Annotated in this window: 14 protein-coding genes; 10 read left to right on the top strand and 4 right to left on the bottom strand. The window is 64.4% G+C overall.

Going from position 1 to position 16436, the window contains the following annotated elements; all coding sequences use genetic code 11:
• Nucleotides 1-245 precede the first annotated feature (245 nt).
• The 4 genes from tpx to A4C63_RS24400 form a co-directional block, all read right to left on the bottom strand.
• Nucleotides 246-746, bottom strand: a complete 501-nt coding sequence (gene tpx, locus A4C63_RS24415; RefSeq protein WP_063915005.1) for a thiol peroxidase — start codon at nucleotides 744-746, stop codon at nucleotides 246-248.
• A 167-nt stretch (nucleotides 747-913) separates the two neighbouring features.
• Complete coding sequence (locus A4C63_RS24410; RefSeq protein WP_063915004.1) at nucleotides 914-2194, bottom strand: serine/threonine transporter; 1281 nt, start codon at nucleotides 2192-2194, stop codon at nucleotides 914-916.
• A gap of 350 nt (nucleotides 2195-2544) precedes the next feature.
• A complete protein-coding gene (locus A4C63_RS24405; protein ID WP_063915003.1) occupies nucleotides 2545-3741 on the bottom strand; it encodes an amino acid aminotransferase in 1197 nt (398 codons plus the stop codon).
• 225 nt (nucleotides 3742-3966) lie between these two features.
• Complete coding sequence (locus A4C63_RS24400) at nucleotides 3967-4992, bottom strand: Ldh family oxidoreductase (protein ID WP_063915002.1); 1026 nt, start codon at nucleotides 4990-4992, stop codon at nucleotides 3967-3969.
• A 143-nt stretch (nucleotides 4993-5135) separates the two neighbouring features.
• On the opposite strand from A4C63_RS24400, the gene A4C63_RS24395 reads away from it, so the two are divergent.
• The 10 genes from A4C63_RS24395 (at nucleotide 5136) to garD (ending at nucleotide 16241) form a co-directional block, all read left to right on the top strand.
• A complete protein-coding gene (locus A4C63_RS24395) occupies nucleotides 5136-6008 on the top strand; it encodes a MurR/RpiR family transcriptional regulator (protein WP_063915001.1) in 873 nt (290 codons plus the stop codon).
• A gap of 22 nt (nucleotides 6009-6030) precedes the next feature.
• Entirely contained in the window at nucleotides 6031-6783 is a 753-nt protein-coding gene (locus A4C63_RS24390) for a transporter substrate-binding domain-containing protein (protein WP_063915000.1), read from the top strand.
• Nucleotides 6784-6954: 171 nt separating this feature from the next.
• On the top strand, nucleotides 6955-7674 hold the full coding sequence (locus A4C63_RS24385) for an ABC transporter permease (protein ID WP_063914999.1): 720 nt from the start codon (nucleotides 6955-6957) through the stop codon (nucleotides 7672-7674).
• A complete protein-coding gene (locus tag A4C63_RS24380) occupies nucleotides 7671-8381 on the top strand; it encodes an ABC transporter permease (protein ID WP_025338833.1) in 711 nt (236 codons plus the stop codon). Before A4C63_RS24385 ends, A4C63_RS24380 begins: the two co-directional genes overlap by 4 nt.
• Nucleotides 8382-8397: 16 nt before the next feature.
• Nucleotides 8398-9642, top strand: coding sequence for an FAD-binding oxidoreductase (locus A4C63_RS24375; protein ID WP_063914998.1), 1245 nt, complete (start codon nucleotides 8398-8400; stop codon nucleotides 9640-9642).
• A gap of 22 nt (nucleotides 9643-9664) precedes the next feature.
• On the top strand, nucleotides 9665-10447 hold the full coding sequence (locus A4C63_RS24370; protein WP_063914997.1) for an amino acid ABC transporter ATP-binding protein: 783 nt from the start codon (nucleotides 9665-9667) through the stop codon (nucleotides 10445-10447).
• A gap of 420 nt (nucleotides 10448-10867) precedes the next feature.
• Nucleotides 10868-11677: a gamma-glutamyl-gamma-aminobutyrate hydrolase family protein gene (locus A4C63_RS24365; protein ID WP_063914996.1), complete on the top strand. Its 810-nt coding sequence runs from the start codon at nucleotides 10868-10870 to the stop codon at nucleotides 11675-11677.
• Between the two features lie 555 nt (nucleotides 11678-12232).
• Nucleotides 12233-13144, top strand: coding sequence for a 5-dehydro-4-deoxyglucarate dehydratase (gene kdgD / locus A4C63_RS24360; RefSeq protein ID WP_063914995.1), 912 nt, complete (start codon nucleotides 12233-12235; stop codon nucleotides 13142-13144).
• A gap of 104 nt (nucleotides 13145-13248) precedes the next feature.
• Nucleotides 13249-14610, top strand: coding sequence for an MFS transporter (locus A4C63_RS24355; protein ID WP_063914994.1), 1362 nt, complete (start codon nucleotides 13249-13251; stop codon nucleotides 14608-14610).
• A 77-nt stretch (nucleotides 14611-14687) separates the two neighbouring features.
• On the top strand, nucleotides 14688-16241 hold the full coding sequence (gene garD / locus A4C63_RS24350) for a galactarate dehydratase (protein WP_063914993.1): 1554 nt from the start codon (nucleotides 14688-14690) through the stop codon (nucleotides 16239-16241).
• Nucleotides 16242-16436: the final 195 nt, after the last annotated feature.

Raw genomic sequence — 16436 nt, 5'->3', positions numbered from 1 at the left:
ACGTTGCCAAGGGGTTGAACTTTAAATGAAAACGGCCCGGAACGTGTTCCGGGCCGTTTACAGGGTGTTGCCTGGAGCGGTGGCGGGCTGAAAGGTTTCGGTTGCCTGTGCCGGCCTCTTCGCGGGCTTGCCCGCTCCCACAGGTACAGCACAGGTTTCAAAGGCTGTGATATCCCTGTGGGAGCGGGCAAGCCCGCGAAGAGGCCGGTACAGGCAACAGATGCCCGCCCTGCCCCACACAACGCTTACTTCAGCACAGCCAGAGCTGCGTCGTAGTTCGGCTCATCAGCGATTTCGCCAACCAGCTCGCTGTGCAGCACCTTGTCGTTTTCGTCCAGCACCACCACGGCACGGGCGGCCAGGCCGGCCAGCGGGCCATCGGCGATGGCCACGCCGTAGTTTTCGAGGAACTCGCGGCCACGCAGGGTCGACAGGTTCTTCACGTTGTCCAGGCCTTCGGCGCCGCAGAAGCGTGCCTGGGCGAACGGCAGGTCAGCGGAGATGCACAGCACCACGGTGTTGGCCACATCGTTGGCCTGGGCGTTGAACTTGCGCACGGAGGTAGCGCAGGTCGGGGTGTCGACGCTCGGGAAGATGTTCAGCACCTTGCGCTTGCCGGCAAAGTCTTTCAGCGACTTGTCAGCCAGGCCTTCACCGACCAGGGAGAAAGCCGGCGCCTGGGCGCCGGTTTTCGGCAGTTCGCCTTTGACCTGAACCGGGTTGCCTTTGAGAGTCACTTGAGCCATGACGAAATCCTTATGCGGGGTTTGAAAAGGACACTGAGTTAAGCATGAAGGCGGGCGGGTGCCTATGGGGGCAGGTAAAATTGTTCTATTGCCGGACAATTCCTGTGGACAAAAAAATGCCCGGGTCGCGACAAGCGACCCGGGCATTCGTTATTGCAGGCGGTGTATCAGCCGAGCAGGCCGTATACCACCGAGGTCAGCGCAACCAGACCGACTACCACCACGAACACGTTGGAGGCAGCACCGCTGTACTTGCGCATCGACGGCACGCGGCGAATGGCGTACATCGGCATCAGGAACAGCAGCACCGCGAGGATCGGGCCGCCGAGCGACTCGATCATGCCGAGGATGCTCGGGTTGAGGGTGGCGACGATCCAGCACACCACCAGCATCAGCGCGGCAACCACGCGGTCCAAGGCCTTGGCGCTCGGGCGAGCGCCGGCCTTGGTGATGATGCCCTTCAGGCCTTCGCTGGCGCCGATGTAGTGGCCGAGGAACGACTTGGCGATGGCCACGAAGGCAATCAGTGGCGCAGCGAACGCGATGGTCGGGTTGCTGAAGTGGTTGGCCAGGTACGACAGGATCGACAGGTTCTGCGCCTTGGCCTCGGCCAGCTGGGCGCTGCTCAGGGTGAGCACGCAGCTGAACACGAAGAACAGCACCATCACCACCATCAGCAGGTGGGCACGGCGCAGGATCTGGCCGCTACGCTCATCGGCATGCTCGCCGTAGCGGCGCTTCTGGTCGACGGCAAAGGCGGAGATGATCGGCGAGTGGTTGAACGAGAACACCATCACCGGAATCGCCAGCCACAGGGTGTGCAGGAAAGCCGAGGCCGGCGGCACCTGGGCGGCGCTGTCGAGAATGCCACCGGTCCAGTGTGGCACCAGGTACAGGCCCAGCAACGCCAGGGCAACGATGAACGGGTAGACCAGCAGGCTCATGACCTTGACCGTGGCCTGCTCCCCGCAGCGCACGATGGCCAGCAGGCCGAGGATCAGCACGAACGACAGGATGGCCCGTGGCGGCGGCTGCATGTGCAACTGGTGCTCCAGGAAGCTGGACACGGTGTTGGTCAGCGCCACGCTATAGATAAGCAGGATGGGGAAGATCGCGAAAAAGTACAGCACCGTGATCGAGGCGCCGGCGGTGATGCCGAAGTGCTCCTTGACCACTTCGGTGATATCGCCGCCATCGCGCCCGGAAAGGACGAAACGGGTCAGCCCGCGGTGAGCGAAATAGGTCATTGGGAAGGCCAATATGGCCAGGATCAGCAGCGGCCAGAAGCCGCCGAGGCCGGCGTTGATCGGCAGGAACAGGGTTCCGGCGCCGATCGCTGTGCCGAACAGGCCCAGCATCCAGGTGGTGTCGTGACGCGACCAGCTGCCGAGGGTGGCGGGGGTCGATTCTGCAAAGCGTTGTTCAACGCTTGGGGCCTGCTCATTCATTCCGGGTGAAGCTCCACTCGCAAGACTGCAACAGGCTGAGAATGGCGAAATAGACGTTTCGCCCAACTCAACCGAAAAAGGGAGCGCGATTGTGCACTGAAAGGTTGCACTTGCGAAGCCCTTTTCCGAGGAGCGGTTGCACTTGTCTTTACAAGCGGGTTATGCCGGTGGACTGCAGGGGGGATTTGGGAGGTGTGGGAGCGGCCTTGTGTCGCGAAAGGGCCGCAAAGCGGCCCCGGCAATATTCGCGGCGAAGCTGCAAACGCCGGGGGCGCTGCGCACCCCTTTCGCGACGCAAGGCCGCTCCCACAAAGGCCACACTGCCACAAAGGCCGCGGCCCCGTGCAGCGTTACTTCTGGACGGCGGCGAACGCTTCGGCAACCCGTTGCAGGTTGGCCGGGCGCAGGCCGGACATGCACACGCGGCCGCTGTCGATCAGGTACACGCCGAACTCGTCACGCAGGCGGCGCACCTGCTCGACGCTGAAGCCGGTGTAGCTGAACATGCCGCGCTGGCGCAGGAAGAACTGGAAGTCCTGGCCTGGCAGCAGCACGGCCAGGGCATCGACCAGCGCCTGGCGCATGTCGAGGATACGTTTGCGCATCACTTCGACTTCCTCGGCCCACTGGGCATTGAGGGCGGCATCGCTCAGCACCCCAGCGACCAGCTGGGCGCCGAAGTTGGGCGGGCTGGAGTAGTTGCGGCGCACGGTAGCCTTGAGCTGGCCGAGCACGCTCTGGGCAGTGGCATCATCGTCACAGACCACCGACAGGCCGCCGACCCGCTCGCCATACAGCGAGAAGATCTTCGAGAACGAGTTGCTGACCAGGCACGGCACGCCGGCGCGGGCCATTTCGCGGATGGCGTAGGCGTCTTCCACCAGGCCTTCGGCAAAGCCCTGGTAGGCGATGTCGAGGAACGGGATCAGTTGGCGTGCCTTGACCACTTCAACCACTTGTTGCCACTGGTGCTGTTCCAGGTCGGCACCGGTGGGGTTGTGGCAGCATGGGTGCAGCAGCACCACGCTGTTGGCCGGCAGGGTCTGCAGGGTGGCCAGCATGCCATCGAAGTCCACGCCACGGGTGGCCTGGTCGAAGTACGGGTAGGTGTGCACCTTGAAACCGGCGCCTTCGAAGATGGCGCGGTGGTTGTCCCAGGTCGGATTGCTGACCCAGACTTCGGACTGCGGGAAGTAGCGCTTGAGGAAGTCGGCACCGACTTTCAGGGCGCCGGAGCCACCCACGGTCTGCACGGTGGCCACGCGCCCGCCGGTCACGGCCGGGTGATCGGCGCCGAACAGCAGCGCCTGGATCGCCTGGCGGTAGCTGGCCAGGCCTTCCATCGGCAGGTACAGCGAGGCTTCGTGGTCCTGGCCGGCAATGCGTTTTTCCACCGCATCCACAGCCGCCAGTTGCGGCACCACGCCGGCCTCATCGTAGTACAGGCCGATGCTCAGGTTGACCTTGTCGGCGCGCGGGTCGGCCTTGAAGGTTTCCATCAACGAGAGGATCGGGTCGCCGGCATAGGCATCGACATGTTTGAACACAGCGTGCAGCTCCTTGGATCAGGACAGTTCGAAAAGGCAGCCCTGAGCATACCCGGAGTGCGGGCTCAGGAACATCCACTATTGTGCAAGGTTGTCTATGCAACATTGCATGGCCGAAGATCTGTGCTGGATTCTTCGCGGGCATGCCCGCTCCCACAGGGACTGCACAGGTCTCAATGGCGGTGATATCACTGTGGGAGCGGGCTTGCCCGCGAAGAGGCCGGGTCAGCCAAGCAACTCTTTCAGGCCTTGCAGCTCCTGCTCGGTCACCGCCACCCCCTCCTCATCGGCCACCTCACGCTCGCGGTAACGCCGCTCGCCCGGCATGCGCGTCAGCCCCACGGCCTGCATCTGCTCGACCAGTTCGCGGCTGCGCTGGGCAAACCGCTCGCCCTCGGCCTTGCTCGGGTCGATGACGATGATCAGCTGCCCGGTCCACGGTGTCTTCGCCCCCGGGTGCCCCGACCAGTCGAACTCCCAGGAGAAATGCCCGCCGGTCAGCGCCGCCGCCAGCAACTCGACCATCATCGACAAGGCCGAGCCCTTGTGCCCGCCAAATGGCAGCAAGGCGCCACCTTCCAGAATCGCCTTGGGGTCGGTGGTCGGCTCACCATTGGCATCCACCCCCATGCCCTCCGGCAATTGCTGGCCAGCGCGCGCGGCAATCTGCACGTCACCGTGGGCCATGGCGCTGGTGGCCATGTCGAAGACGATCGGGTCATGTTCGGCGCAGGGTGCGGCAAAGGCGATGGGGTTGGTGCCGAACAGCGGCTTGCGAGCGCCGTGCGGCACCACGCAGGTCATGCTGTTGACCACGCTCAGGGCCACCATGCCCTCTTCGGCGAATGGCTCCACATCCGGCCACAGCGCGGCGAAGTGGTGCGAGTTGTGGATCGCCAGCACGGCGATACCGGCGTTGCGTGCCTTCGCCACCAACAATTCACGGGCCGCCGCCAGCGCCGGCTGGGCAAAGCCGCCCGCTGCATCGACACGAACATAACCGGGCGCCACGTCGCTGACCTTCGGCGTGGCCTGGCCATCGACCCAGCCGCTGGCCAGGGTCGAGACATAGCCGGGCATGCGGAACACCCCATGGCTATGGGCACCATCGCGCTGGGCGCTGGCGCAGTTGTGGGCCAGCACCCGGGCCACGCTTTCGCTGCAGCCATGGCGCTGGAAGATGGCCTGCAACAGGCCCTGCAGCTCGGTAAAAGGCACGCGCACGACGGTGCTGGTGGAAGGTGCGGACATCTGAAGCTCCTTGTTGGAATTGGAATGGCTACAGCGTTGCAACGACAAAAACTTTCCTGCATGTGACAGCTATCTGTCAAATGTTGACTTGATGACAGAAAACAGCCATTTTCTTTCGCAAGCCTCACCCCTGGAGCCGCAGCATGAGCCAACTGATCAAGCAACGCCTGGAAAACAGCCTCGAAGGGGCCGCTGCTTCGGGCCGCAAGATCGCCAGCTACATGCTCGCCAACCTGCATGAACTGCCATTCCAGACCTCGGCCAGCATTGCCGTCAAGCTGGGCGTCAGCGAATCCAGCGTCGGCCGTTTCTGCCGTTCATTGGGTTATGCCCACCTCAAGGCGTTGAAGCAAGACCTGCAGAACGACCTGGGCGATGGCCCGTGGCTGGTGGGTGACCGCCTGCAAGATTACCGCCAGAACCAGGACGGCAGCGACAACGCCGGTAGCCTGGAGCTGGAAATCGCCGCCCTGGTACGCGTGCACGAGTATCGCCAGAGCAGCGCCTGGCACAGCGTCGCGCAACGCCTGGCGAGCAAGCACCGGGTGTTCATCGCCGGCTTCCAGACCGAGCGCGGCATCGCCATGTGCATGAGCCACCTGCTGCAGTACCTGCGCGATGGCGTGCAGCTGGTCGATATCAGTGCCGGGCACTTTGGTGAAGTGTTACTGGGCCGCGCCGAAGACAGCGCCCTGGTGGTGTTCGAGGCACGCCGTTATTCGCGCCATGCCCTGCTGTTGTGCCAGAAGGCGCGCGAGGCTGGCATTGCGGTCACCCTGGTGACCGACCCCTTCTGTGACTGGGCCGATGCCAACGCCGACGAAGTGTTCCGCATCCCCACCGAATTCAACCTGTTCTGGGAGTCCACCTCGACCATGCTGTCGTGGGTGCACCTGATGGTCAACGAGGTCTGCAAGAAGCTCGGGCCGGATGTTGAAAAACGCTTGGAAGCAACTGCCGCTCTACATAACGAATTCGTTGGCTACACCTCGTGGTCGACGGGAAAACAACAATAGCAAGAGTGCAATGAGGTGCGAGATGAACAAGACCATGGCCTTGGTGGGTGCGTGCGCCCTGCTGCTGTCGGGTGCCGCCAGTGCCGAAACCCTGCGCTTCGCCACCGAGGGCGCCTACCCGCCCTTCAACTACGTCGACGCCAATAACCAGTTGCACGGCTTCGACGTCGACATCACCCATGCCCTGTGCGAGCAGATGAAAGTCGAGTGCACGCTGGTGGCCCAGGACTGGGAAGGCATTATCCCGGCGCTGATGGCACGCAAGTACGATGCAGTGGTCTCGTCGATGATCAATACCGAAGAACGGCGCAAGAAAATCGCCTTCACCGACCGCTACTACCGCACCCCGCTTACCGTTGCCGTGGCCGAGGACAGCAAGATCAACGACGCCCAGACCAACTTCGACGGCTACACCGTTGGCGCTCAGTCGTCGTCCACCCAGGCCATCTACGCCGAAGACGTCTACGCCAAGGCCGGTGCCGACGTGAAGCTGTACCCGACCATGGACGAAGCCAACGCCGACCTGGCCGCGGGCCGCCTGGATGGCGTGATTGCCGACAAATTCCCGCTGCACGAGTGGATGACCAAGAACGGCGGGGACTGCTGCAAGATCCTCGGCGACGTGGCCAACACCAAGGCCGATGCCGCCATTGCCGTGCGCAAGGACGACGAAGCCCTGCGCCAGCGCCTGAACGTTGCGCTGCAACAGATCGTGGCCAACGGCACCTACCAGAAGATCGCCAGCAAGTACTTCGCTTTCGATATCTACAACTGATCTTCAGGAAGTTTTGCGCAACCCCTGTGGGAGCGGCCATGCGTCGCGAAAGGGTCGCGTAGCGGCCCCGGCAATCTGTGCAGTTGCATGAATCCTGGGGCCGCTACGCAGCCCTTTCGCGACGCAAGGCCGCTCCCACAGAGATCGCACTACCCGCCCAAGGGGTTTGTCATGCTCGATCAATTGTCCTTGCTGTCCTTCGCCAGCGGAGGCTGGGGCCAGGCGCTGCTGGCCGGCGCGCTGGTCACCGTTTCCCTGGCCCTGGCCTGCCTGCCCATCGGCCTGCCGCTGGGCCTGGTCGTCGCCCTCGCCGCACGCTCGCGCAAGCGCTTGCCGCGGGCCTGGGCCACCACCTTCTCCACCGTGTTCCGTGGCCTGCCCGAACTGCTGACACTGCTGATCATCTATTACGGCTGCCAGATCGCTGCGCAGAAGATCCTCACGGCCATGGGCTACGAGGGTGAGTTCCTGATCAATACCTTCCTTGCCGCGATGATCGCCTTCAGCCTGGTGTTCGCCGCGTTCTCCAGCGAGATCTGGCTGGCAGCCTTCAAGACCCTGCCCAAGGGCCAGCTGGAGGCCTGCTCGGCGCTGGGCCTGAGCAAGCGCACCGGTTTCTTCAAGGTGCTGCTGCCGCAACTGACCCGCATCGCCCTGCCCGGCCTGTCCAACAACTGGCTGTCGCTGCTCAAGGACACCTCGCTGGTATCCACCATCTCGCTGGTCGACCTGATGCGCCAGACCAACCTGGCCGTCAGCGTGACCAAGGAGCCGATGTTCTTCTATGGCGTCGCCTGCCTGGGCTACCTGTTGTTCGCCGCCATTTCCGGACGTGTGTTCGCCTTCATCGAACGGCGCAGCAACCGCCACCTGCAAGGAGCACGCGCATGAGCTTCGAACAACTGCTGGCACTGGTCCTCGACCCCGACCTGCTGGACCGCTACGGCCCGCGCTTCCTCGATGGCCTGCTGGTAACCGCCAAGCTGGTGGCGATTTCCTTCAGCCTGGGTGCCGTGCTCGGCCTGTTGCTGGCCCTGGCGCGCATGTCGCGCAGCCTGCTGCTGCAGCGCATGGCCGCCGGCTACGTGTACTTCTTCCGCGGCTCGCCGCTGCTGGCCCAGCTGTTCCTGCTGTATTACGGCCTGGGTTCGCTCAAGGGCTTCTGGCAGGACGTCGGCCTGTGGTGGTTCTTCCGCGAAGCGTGGTTCTGCACCCTGCTGGCGTTCACCCTGAACACCGCCGCCTACCAGGCCGAGATCTTCCGCGGCAGCCTGATGGCCGTCGCCCCCGGCCAGCATGAAGCGGCGCGGGCGCTGAACCTGAAGCGCTCGACCACCTTCTTCAAGGTGATCCTGCCGCAGTCGCTGCTGGTCGCCATCGGCCCGCTGGGCAACGAACTGATCCTGATGATCAAGGCCAGCGCGATCGCCTCGCTGGTGACCATCTACGACCTGATGGGCGTGACCAAACTGGCCTTCTCGCGCAGTTTCGACTTCCAGATCTACCTGTGGGCCGCTGTGCTCTACCTGCTGATCGTCGAACTGGTGCGGCGCCTGCTGAAACACCTGGAAGCCCGCCTGGGCCGCCACCTGAACTGACCGAAGGATACGTTCCATGCATTGCCAGACCCTTGTCCTCGGCGCCGGCATCGTCGGCGTCAGCACCGCGCTGCACCTGCAGGCCCGCGGGCGCCAGGTGATCCTGATCGACCGCGACGAACCGGGCAGCGGCACCAGCCACGGCAACGCCGGGCTGATCGAGCGTTCCAGCGTGATCCCCTATGCCTTCCCCCGGCAACTGGGCGCGCTGCTGCGCTACGGCCTGAACCGCCAGCCCGATGTGCGCTACAGCCTGCTGCACCTGCCCAAGGCCGCCCCCTGGCTGTGGCGCTACTGGCGCCAGTCGGCCCCCGGGCGACTGGCCGGGGCCGCCGCCGACATGCTGCCGCTGGTGCAGCGCTGCGTCGAAGAGCACGACGCACTGATCACTGCCGCTGGCCTGGAAGAGCTGGTACAGGCCAAAGGCTGGATCGAGGTGTTCCGTGACCCGGCGCTGTTCGAGCAGGCCAAGGCCGACGCCAAGGGCCTGAGCCGATATGGCCTGCAGTTCGAAATCCTCGAATGCGGGCAGTTGCAGGCCCGCGAACATCAGCTGGACGCCAGCGTGGTCGGTGGCATCCACTGGCTCGACCCCAAGACCGTGAACAACCCCGGCGCCCTCACCCGTGGCTACGCCACCCTGTTCATGCAACGCGGCGGGCAGTTCCTGCATGGCGATGCGCGCAGCCTGCGCCAGGTCGACGGCCAATGGCAGGTAGACAGCCGCCGCGGCCCGATCACCGCCAACGAGGTGGTGGCCTGCCTCGGCCCGCAATCGGCCGACCTGTTCAGCGGCCTGGGCTACCAGATCCCGCTGGCGATCAAGCGTGGCTACCACATGCATTACAGCACCCGTGACGGCGCGCAACTGGAGCATTCCATCTGCGACACCCAGGGCGGCTACGTGCTGGCACCAATGGCCCGTGGCGTGCGTCTGACCACCGGCATCGAGTTCGACGCCAGCAGCGCGCCGGGCAACCAGATCCAGCTGGGCCGCTGCGAAGCCTTGGCGCGCAAGCTGTTCCCGGCCCTGGGCGAACGTCTGGACGACACCCCCTGGCTGGGCCGTCGCCCATGCCTGCCCGACATGCGCCCGGTGATAGGCCCGGCGCCGCGCCACCCGGGGCTGTGGTTCAACTTCGGCCACGCCCACCACGGCCTCACCCTGGGCCCGGTCAGCGGCCGCCTGGTGGCCGAGCTGGTCACCGGCGAACGCCCCTTCACCGACCCCGCGCCTTACAGCGCGACCCGTTTCGACTGAACCCCTGCGGGAGAACAACAAGATGACCGCACCACTGAGCCTTGCCACCCTTGCCCCCGAACCCGACCCGCGCCCGGTGCTGATCCGCATCGAAGGCCTGAACAAGCACTACGGCGCGTTCCACGTGCTGCGCGACATCGACCTGCAGGTGCGCGAAGGCGAACGCATCGTGCTGTGCGGGCCGTCCGGCTCGGGCAAGTCGACCCTGATTCGCTGCATCAACCGCCTGGAAGTGGCCCAGCAGGGCAGCATCAAGGTGGATGGCATCGACCTGGCAGCCACCACCCGCGAAGCGGCGCAGGTGCGCAGCGACATCGGCATGGTGTTCCAGCACTTCAACCTGTTCCCGCACATGAGCGTGCTCGACAACTGCCTGCTTGCCCCCACCAGCGTGCGTGGGTTGTCGCGCAAGGATGCCGAAGAGCGGGCGCGCATGTACCTGAAGAAGGTTGGTATCGAAAGCCAGGCGCATAAATACCCCAGCCAGTTGTCTGGCGGGCAGCAGCAGCGCGTGGCGATTGCCCGGGCGCTGTGCATGAAGCCGCGGATCATGCTGTTTGACGAGCCCACCTCGGCGCTGGACCCGGAGATGGTCGCCGAAGTGCTGGATGTGCTGGTGCAACTGGCCGGCACCGGCATGACCATGCTCTGCGTCACCCATGAAATGGGCTTTGCCCGCCAGGTGGCCGAGCGAGTGCTGTTCCTCGAGGGCGGGCAGATCATCGAAGACAGCCCGCCGCAGGTGTTCTTCAACCAGCCGCGTACCGAGCGGGCCAAGGGGTTCCTGGCGCAGATACTGCACTGACACCTGTACCGGCCTCTTCGCGGGCTCGCCCGCTCCCACAGGATCACCTCGGCCTTCGGGCCCCATGGTGAACCTGTGGGAGCGGGCATGCCCGCGAAAAGGCCGGTACAGGCGACCCCTTCATTGCACCGCTGCAAAGACCCAACTGCATCGTTAAATATTATTGACCACACCCCCCGCCAAACCCACGCCGCAGCAGGCCCGCATCGGTTTCACCCCCCAAAAACCGGCGCATTCCGCACCCCAAAGCCCTCTCCAGTCGTTTGACATATCGAACGGCTCTGGCAAGCTATCTACAAGCCCCGACCGGAATCGTCGCCTCCGACGAGCCGGCAGTGCTCGGGGCTACAGGTTGCACCCAGGGCCTCGCGCCGTGCGCCTGCATAACAACGACAGGTCGAACCTGTCCCAAGGTGACATATGTCCAACAGCAACATTGGCAACAAGCAACCCTCCCTGCGCAAACCCGTCGTCCTGATGACCATGGGCAGCCAAGAGCGCAAAGGCCATGACTACCAGGTCATGACCCACAAATACATCACCCCGCTGGTCGAGTTTTCCGATTGTGTCCCGGTACTGGTGCCCACCTGCTGCGGCATCGAAGACCTCGAGACCTATCTGGACATGGCCGACGGCGTGTACCTGACTGGCGCCGGCAGCAACATCGACCCGGCCCTGTACGGCCAGGAGAACGAGACCCCCGGCAAAGGCCAGGACAAGAACCGCGACCTGTTCGACATCCCGCTGGTCAAGGCGGCGATCAAGCGTGGCCTGCCGATCTTCGGCATCTGCCGTGGCATGCAGGAAATCAACGTGGCCCTGGGTGGCGACATCTACCAGAAGGTGTACGCCGAGCCTGGCTTCAACGACCACCGGGAAAACCCGGAAGACCCGGTCGAGGTGCAGTACGCACAGGTGCACGGCGTGAAGATCAAGCCGGACAGCTGGCTGCGTGACACCCTGGGTACCGACGAAATTCGCGTCAACTCGCTGCATGGCCAAGGCCTGCACAAGCTCGGCGCCGGCATCGAGGCCATCGCCCACGCCGAAGACGGCCTGGTCGAGGCGATCCATGCCCCGAGCATTTCGCCGTTCCTGTTCGCCGTGCAGTGGCACCCGGAGTGGCAAGCGGCGAAGAACCCGGATTCGATCAAGATCTTCCAGGCTTTCGGCGATGCTTGCCGGGCCCAGGTACGCAAGGCGCAGATCAAGCGCCAGCACGCTGCCTGACCTTCGGTTTCCTCTGCTTTGATCGCGGGGCGGCGCAAGGCCGCCCCCGTTTTCCCCGGTCACCCTCTGCTGGTCCCAGAACACTTCCCGTGGAAACGGGCGGCGGGCTTGTGCCTGTCTCCGCGATCGTTTTTTCTCCCCCCACCAAGAGATACGATGACTGGTATGTGGTCGCCGAGTCATTTTTAGCGCCTGTGAGATCGAGCGCCGCCCGCGCGGCGCATCGCGAGCAAGCTCGCTCCTACATTTGTTTCGGGCCAGTTATTCGTGAGGTAGAGGCGCGCGTCCCCTTGGCGTACACCTCGATATTGTGCCAGGCCAACAAGGCGGTCGTGCGCGACGGCACAGGCGATACTGGCCCGAAACAAATGTAGGAGCGAGCTTGCTCGCGATGCGCCGCGCGGGCGGCGCTCGGTATATGCCCCACCACAAATCTTCAGGCAGGCACCTAAAAAATTATCTGGGGGGGGACTAGTCATCGTACATGTTGTACGATAACTTACCTCCATCGCAGAACAACACCCTTCACCCAAGCGCCACAGGATGCCTACAACAATGACCCCACAAGAACTCAAATCCATCCTCTCCCACGGCCTGCTGTCTTTCCCGGTCACCGACTTCAACGCCCAGGGCGACTTCAACCCGGCTGGCTACATCAAGCGCCTGGAATGGCTGGCCCCATACGGCGCCAGCGCCCTGTTCGCCGCCGGTGGCACCGGTGAGTTCTTCTCCCTGGCTGCCAGCGAATACAGCCAGGTGATCAAGACCGCCGTCGACACCTGCGCCAAGTCGGTACCCATTCTCGCTGGCGTCGGCGGCTCCACCCGCCAGGCCATCGAATACGCACAAGAAGCCGAGCGCCTGGGAGCCAAGGGCCTGCTGCTGCTGCCGCACTACCTGACCGAAGCCAGCCAGGAAGGTGTCGCCGCCCACGTCGAAGCGGTGTGCAAATCGGTAAACATCGGCGTAGTCGTCTACAACCGCAACGTCTGCCGCCTGAACGCCGACCTGCTGGAAAAACTGGCCGAGCGCTGCCCGAACCTGATCGGCTACAAGGACGGCCTGGGTGACATCGAGCTGATGGTGTCGATCCGTCGCCGCCTGGGCGACCGTTTCAGCTACCTGGGTGGCCTGCCGACCGCCGAGGTGTATGCTGCCGCCTACAAGGCCCTGGGCGTGCCGGTGTACTCCTCCGCCGTGTTCAACTTCGTGCCGAAGACCGCCATGGACTTCTACAACGCCATCGCCCGTGACGACCACGCCACCGTGGCCAAGCTGATCGACGACTTCTTCCTGCCGTACCTGGACATCCGCAACCGCAAGGCCGGCTACGCCGTGAGCATCGTCAAGGCCGGCGCCAGGATCGCCGGTTACGACGCCGGCCCGGTGCGTACCCCGCTTACCGACCTCACCGCCGACGAGTACGAAAAACTCGCCGCGCTGATGGACAAGATGGGCCCGCAGTAAGCGCCGCCCGCGGCCTGCCAGATGCCGCGCCCGGAGTGGGCCAGCCCCACTCCGGTTACAATTCGTGAGCCCGCACAAAAATAACTAGTGGGAGTACTACCAGCATGCAAGCGACGAAGAAGACGCATGTGCGCTACCTGATCCTGTTCATGCTGTTCCTGGTGACCACGATCAACTACGCCGACCGCGCCACCATTGCAATCGCGGGCTCCAGCCTGCAGAAAGACCTCGGCATCGATGCCGTTACCCTCGGCTACATATTCTCCGCCTTCGGTTGGGCGTACGTGGCTGGCCAGATTCCCGGTGGCTGGCTGCTCGATCGCTTCGGTTCCAAGAACGTCTACGCCTTCAGCATCTTCACCTGGTCGCTGTTCACCCTGCTGCAGGGCTTTGTCGGCGGCCTGCCGGTGGCCTGGGCGGTGGTGACACTGTTCACCCTGCGCTTCCTCGTCGGGTTTGCCGAAGCCCCGTCGTTCCCGGGTAATGCGCGCATCGTCGCGGCCTGGTTCCCGACCCAGGAACGCGGCACCGCCTCGGCCATCTTCAACTCGGCACAGTACTTCGCCACCGCCCTGTTCGCACCGATCATGGGCTGGATCGTGTTCAGCTTCGGCTGGGAGCACGTGTTCGTGGTCATGGGCGCACTGGGCATCGTGTTCTCCATGGTGTGGCTGAAGACCATCCACAACCCGCGCCAACACCCACGCATCAGCCCAGGCGAACTCGAGCACATCGAGCAGAACGGTGGCCTGGTGGACATGGACCAGAAGCGCGGCAACGACGGCCCGAAATGGGGCTACATCAAGCAACTGCTGACCAGCCGCATGCTGCTGGGCGTGTACCTGGGCCAGTACTGCATCAACGCCATCACCTACTTCTTCCTCACCTGGTTCCCGGTGTATCTGGTGCAGGAGCGCGGCATGACCATCCTCAAGGCCGGCTTCATCGCCTCGCTGCCGGCGGTCTGCGGTTTCATCGGTGGTGTGCTGGGTGGCGTGATCTCCGACTGGCTGCTGCGCCGCGGCAACTCGCTGACCTTCTCGCGCAAGCTGCCGATCGTCTGCGGCCTGCTGCTGTCGACCACCATGGTGTTCTGCAACTACGTCGACGCCGAGTGGATGGTGGTCGGCTTCATGACCCTGGCGTTCTTCGGCAAAGGCATCGGCGCGCTGGGCTGGGCGGTGGTCGCCGACACCTCGCCGAAACAGATCGCCGGGCTGTCGGGCGGGCTGTTCAACACCTTCGGCAACATCGCCTCGATCACCACGCCGATCGTCATTGGCTACATCATCAGCGCCACCGGCTCGTTCAAGTGGGCCCTGGTGTATGTCGGCGCCAATGCCCTGGTAGCGGTGTTCAGCTACCTGGTGATCGTCGGCCCGATCAAACGTATCGAGCTGCGTGAGAGCCCAAAGCCTGAAGCCGGGCCAGCGGCCAGCAGCGAACTGGCCGGCTCGCGCCACTGAGTGAACACGCCCGCGCCGGCGACCCCGCTGCGGGCGGATGAACAAAAGCCTGAGAACCTGACAAGTAGGGCCCGAACATGCAGTTGATCGAACATTCCGACTCGCCCCGCTACGTCCGCCTGCACGACGACGACAATGTCGTGGTGGTGGTCAACGATGGCGGCCTGGGAGAAGGCGCCCGCTTCGCCGATGGCCTGACCCTGGTCGAAGGCGTGCCACAGAGCCACAAGGTGGCCACCGTGGCCATCGCCAAGGGCGAGCCGGTGCGCCGCTACGGGCAGATCATCGGCTACGCGCTGGAAGACCTGCGCCAGGGCAGCTGGGTGCAGGAGAGCCAGCTGGCCATGCCGGCCGCGCCGGAACTGGACAGCCTGCCACGCTGCGACGCCGTCCCGCAGCCGCTACCGCCGCTCGAAGGCTTCACCTTCGAAGGCTACCGCAACGCCGACGGCACCGTCGGCACCCGCAACATCCTCGGCATTACCACCACCGTGCAGTGCGTGGCCGGCGTGCTGGAGCATGCGGTCAAGCGCATTCGCAGCGAACTGCTGCCCAGGTACCCCAACGTCGATGACGTGGTAGCCATCACCCACAGCTATGGCTGTGGCGTGGCGATCAACGCGCGCGATGCCTACATCCCGATCCGCACGGTGCGCAACCTGGCGCGCAACCCTAACCTGGGCGGTGAAGCCCTGGTCATCAGCCTGGGCTGCGAAAAGCTGCAGGCCGGCCAGGTGATGCACGACAACGACCCCTCGGTGGACCTCAGCGACCCATGGCTGTACCGACTGCAGGACGCCAGCCTGGGCTTTGTGGAAATGATCGAGCAGATCATGGAGCTGGCCGAAACCCGCCTGAAGAAACTCGACCAGCGCCGCCGCGAAAGCGTGCCGGCCAGCGAACTGATCCTGGGTATGCAGTGCGGCGGCAGCGACGCCTTCTCGGGCATCACCGCCAACCCGGCGCTGGGCTACGCCGCCGACCTGCTGGTACGCGCCGGCGCCACCGTGCTGTTCTCGGAAGTGACCGAAGTGCGCGACGCCATCTACATGCTCACCTCGCGCGCGGAAAACCAGGAGGTCGCAGACGCCCTAGTGCGCGAAATGGACTGGTACGACCGCTACCTGCAACAAGGCGCCGCCGACCGCAGCGCCAACACCACGCCGGGCAACAAGAAAGGCGGCCTGTCGAATATCGTCGAGAAGTCCCTGGGTTCGATCGTCAAGTCCGGTAGCGGCGCCATCCAGGGCGTACTTGGCCCGGGCGAGCGGGTCAACCGCAAAGGCCTGATCTTCTGCGCCACCCCGGCCAGCGACTTTGTCTGCGGCACCCTGCAACTGGCGGCCGGCATGAACCTGCATGTGTTCACCACCGGCCGCGGCACCCCGTACGGCCTGGCCATGGCGCCGGTGGTCAAGGTATGCACCCGCAGCGAGCTGGCCCAGCGCTGGCCCGACCTGATCGACATCGACGCCGGGCGCATCGCCAGTGGCCGCTCGACCATCGAAGAACTGGGCTGGGAGCTGTTCCACTACTACCTGGACGTGGCCAGCGGCCGCAAGCAGACCTGGGCCGAACAGCATCGCTTGCACAACGACATCACCCTGTTCAACCCGGCACCGATTACCTGATGACCCGGCTTCTCGACAGTGTCGCGGTCCCTGTGGGAGCGGGCGCGTCGAGGCGTCGAACCGCCGCGAACACCGGCGTAGCCGGTGCCATACACCGTGTTGCCTGCTTCGCGGGCACGCCCGCTCCCACAGGGGGCCGTGTCAACCTATCGATTGCACTCCGCCCATTCCACCCTTAAGCCCACAGGAGCACCC

The sequence above is a fragment of the Pseudomonas sp. p21 genome, from assembly GCF_001642705.1.
In the GTDB taxonomy this organism is placed as follows: Bacteria; Pseudomonadota; Gammaproteobacteria; order Pseudomonadales; family Pseudomonadaceae; genus Aquipseudomonas.
This window is presented reverse-complemented; position numbering and strand designations above follow the sequence as displayed.

Excerpts from the sequence above, each read along its gene's own strand:
- tpx (WP_063915005.1), bottom strand. The coding sequence starts at position 746 with ATGGCTCAAGTGACTCTCAAAGGCAACCCGGTTCAGGTCAAAGGCGAA.
- A4C63_RS24410 (WP_063915004.1), bottom strand. The coding sequence starts at position 2,194 with ATGAATGAGCAGGCCCCAAGCGTTGAACAACGCTTTGCAGAATCGACC.
- A4C63_RS24400 (WP_063915002.1), bottom strand. The coding sequence starts at position 4,992 with ATGTCCGCACCTTCCACCAGCACCGTCGTGCGCGTGCCTTTTACCGAG.
- A4C63_RS24395 (WP_063915001.1), top strand. The coding sequence starts at position 5,136 with ATGAGCCAACTGATCAAGCAACGCCTGGAAAACAGCCTCGAAGGGGCC.
- A4C63_RS24390 (WP_063915000.1), top strand. The coding sequence starts at position 6,031 with ATGAACAAGACCATGGCCTTGGTGGGTGCGTGCGCCCTGCTGCTGTCG.
- A4C63_RS24385 (WP_063914999.1), top strand. The coding sequence starts at position 6,955 with ATGCTCGATCAATTGTCCTTGCTGTCCTTCGCCAGCGGAGGCTGGGGC.
- A4C63_RS24380 (WP_025338833.1), top strand. The coding sequence starts at position 7,671 with ATGAGCTTCGAACAACTGCTGGCACTGGTCCTCGACCCCGACCTGCTG.
- A4C63_RS24375 (WP_063914998.1), top strand. The coding sequence starts at position 8,398 with ATGCATTGCCAGACCCTTGTCCTCGGCGCCGGCATCGTCGGCGTCAGC.
- A4C63_RS24370 (WP_063914997.1), top strand. The coding sequence starts at position 9,665 with ATGACCGCACCACTGAGCCTTGCCACCCTTGCCCCCGAACCCGACCCG.
- A4C63_RS24365 (WP_063914996.1), top strand. The coding sequence starts at position 10,868 with ATGTCCAACAGCAACATTGGCAACAAGCAACCCTCCCTGCGCAAACCC.
- kdgD (WP_063914995.1), top strand. The coding sequence starts at position 12,233 with ATGACCCCACAAGAACTCAAATCCATCCTCTCCCACGGCCTGCTGTCT.
- A4C63_RS24355 (WP_063914994.1), top strand. The coding sequence starts at position 13,249 with ATGCAAGCGACGAAGAAGACGCATGTGCGCTACCTGATCCTGTTCATG.
- garD (WP_063914993.1), top strand. The coding sequence starts at position 14,688 with ATGCAGTTGATCGAACATTCCGACTCGCCCCGCTACGTCCGCCTGCAC.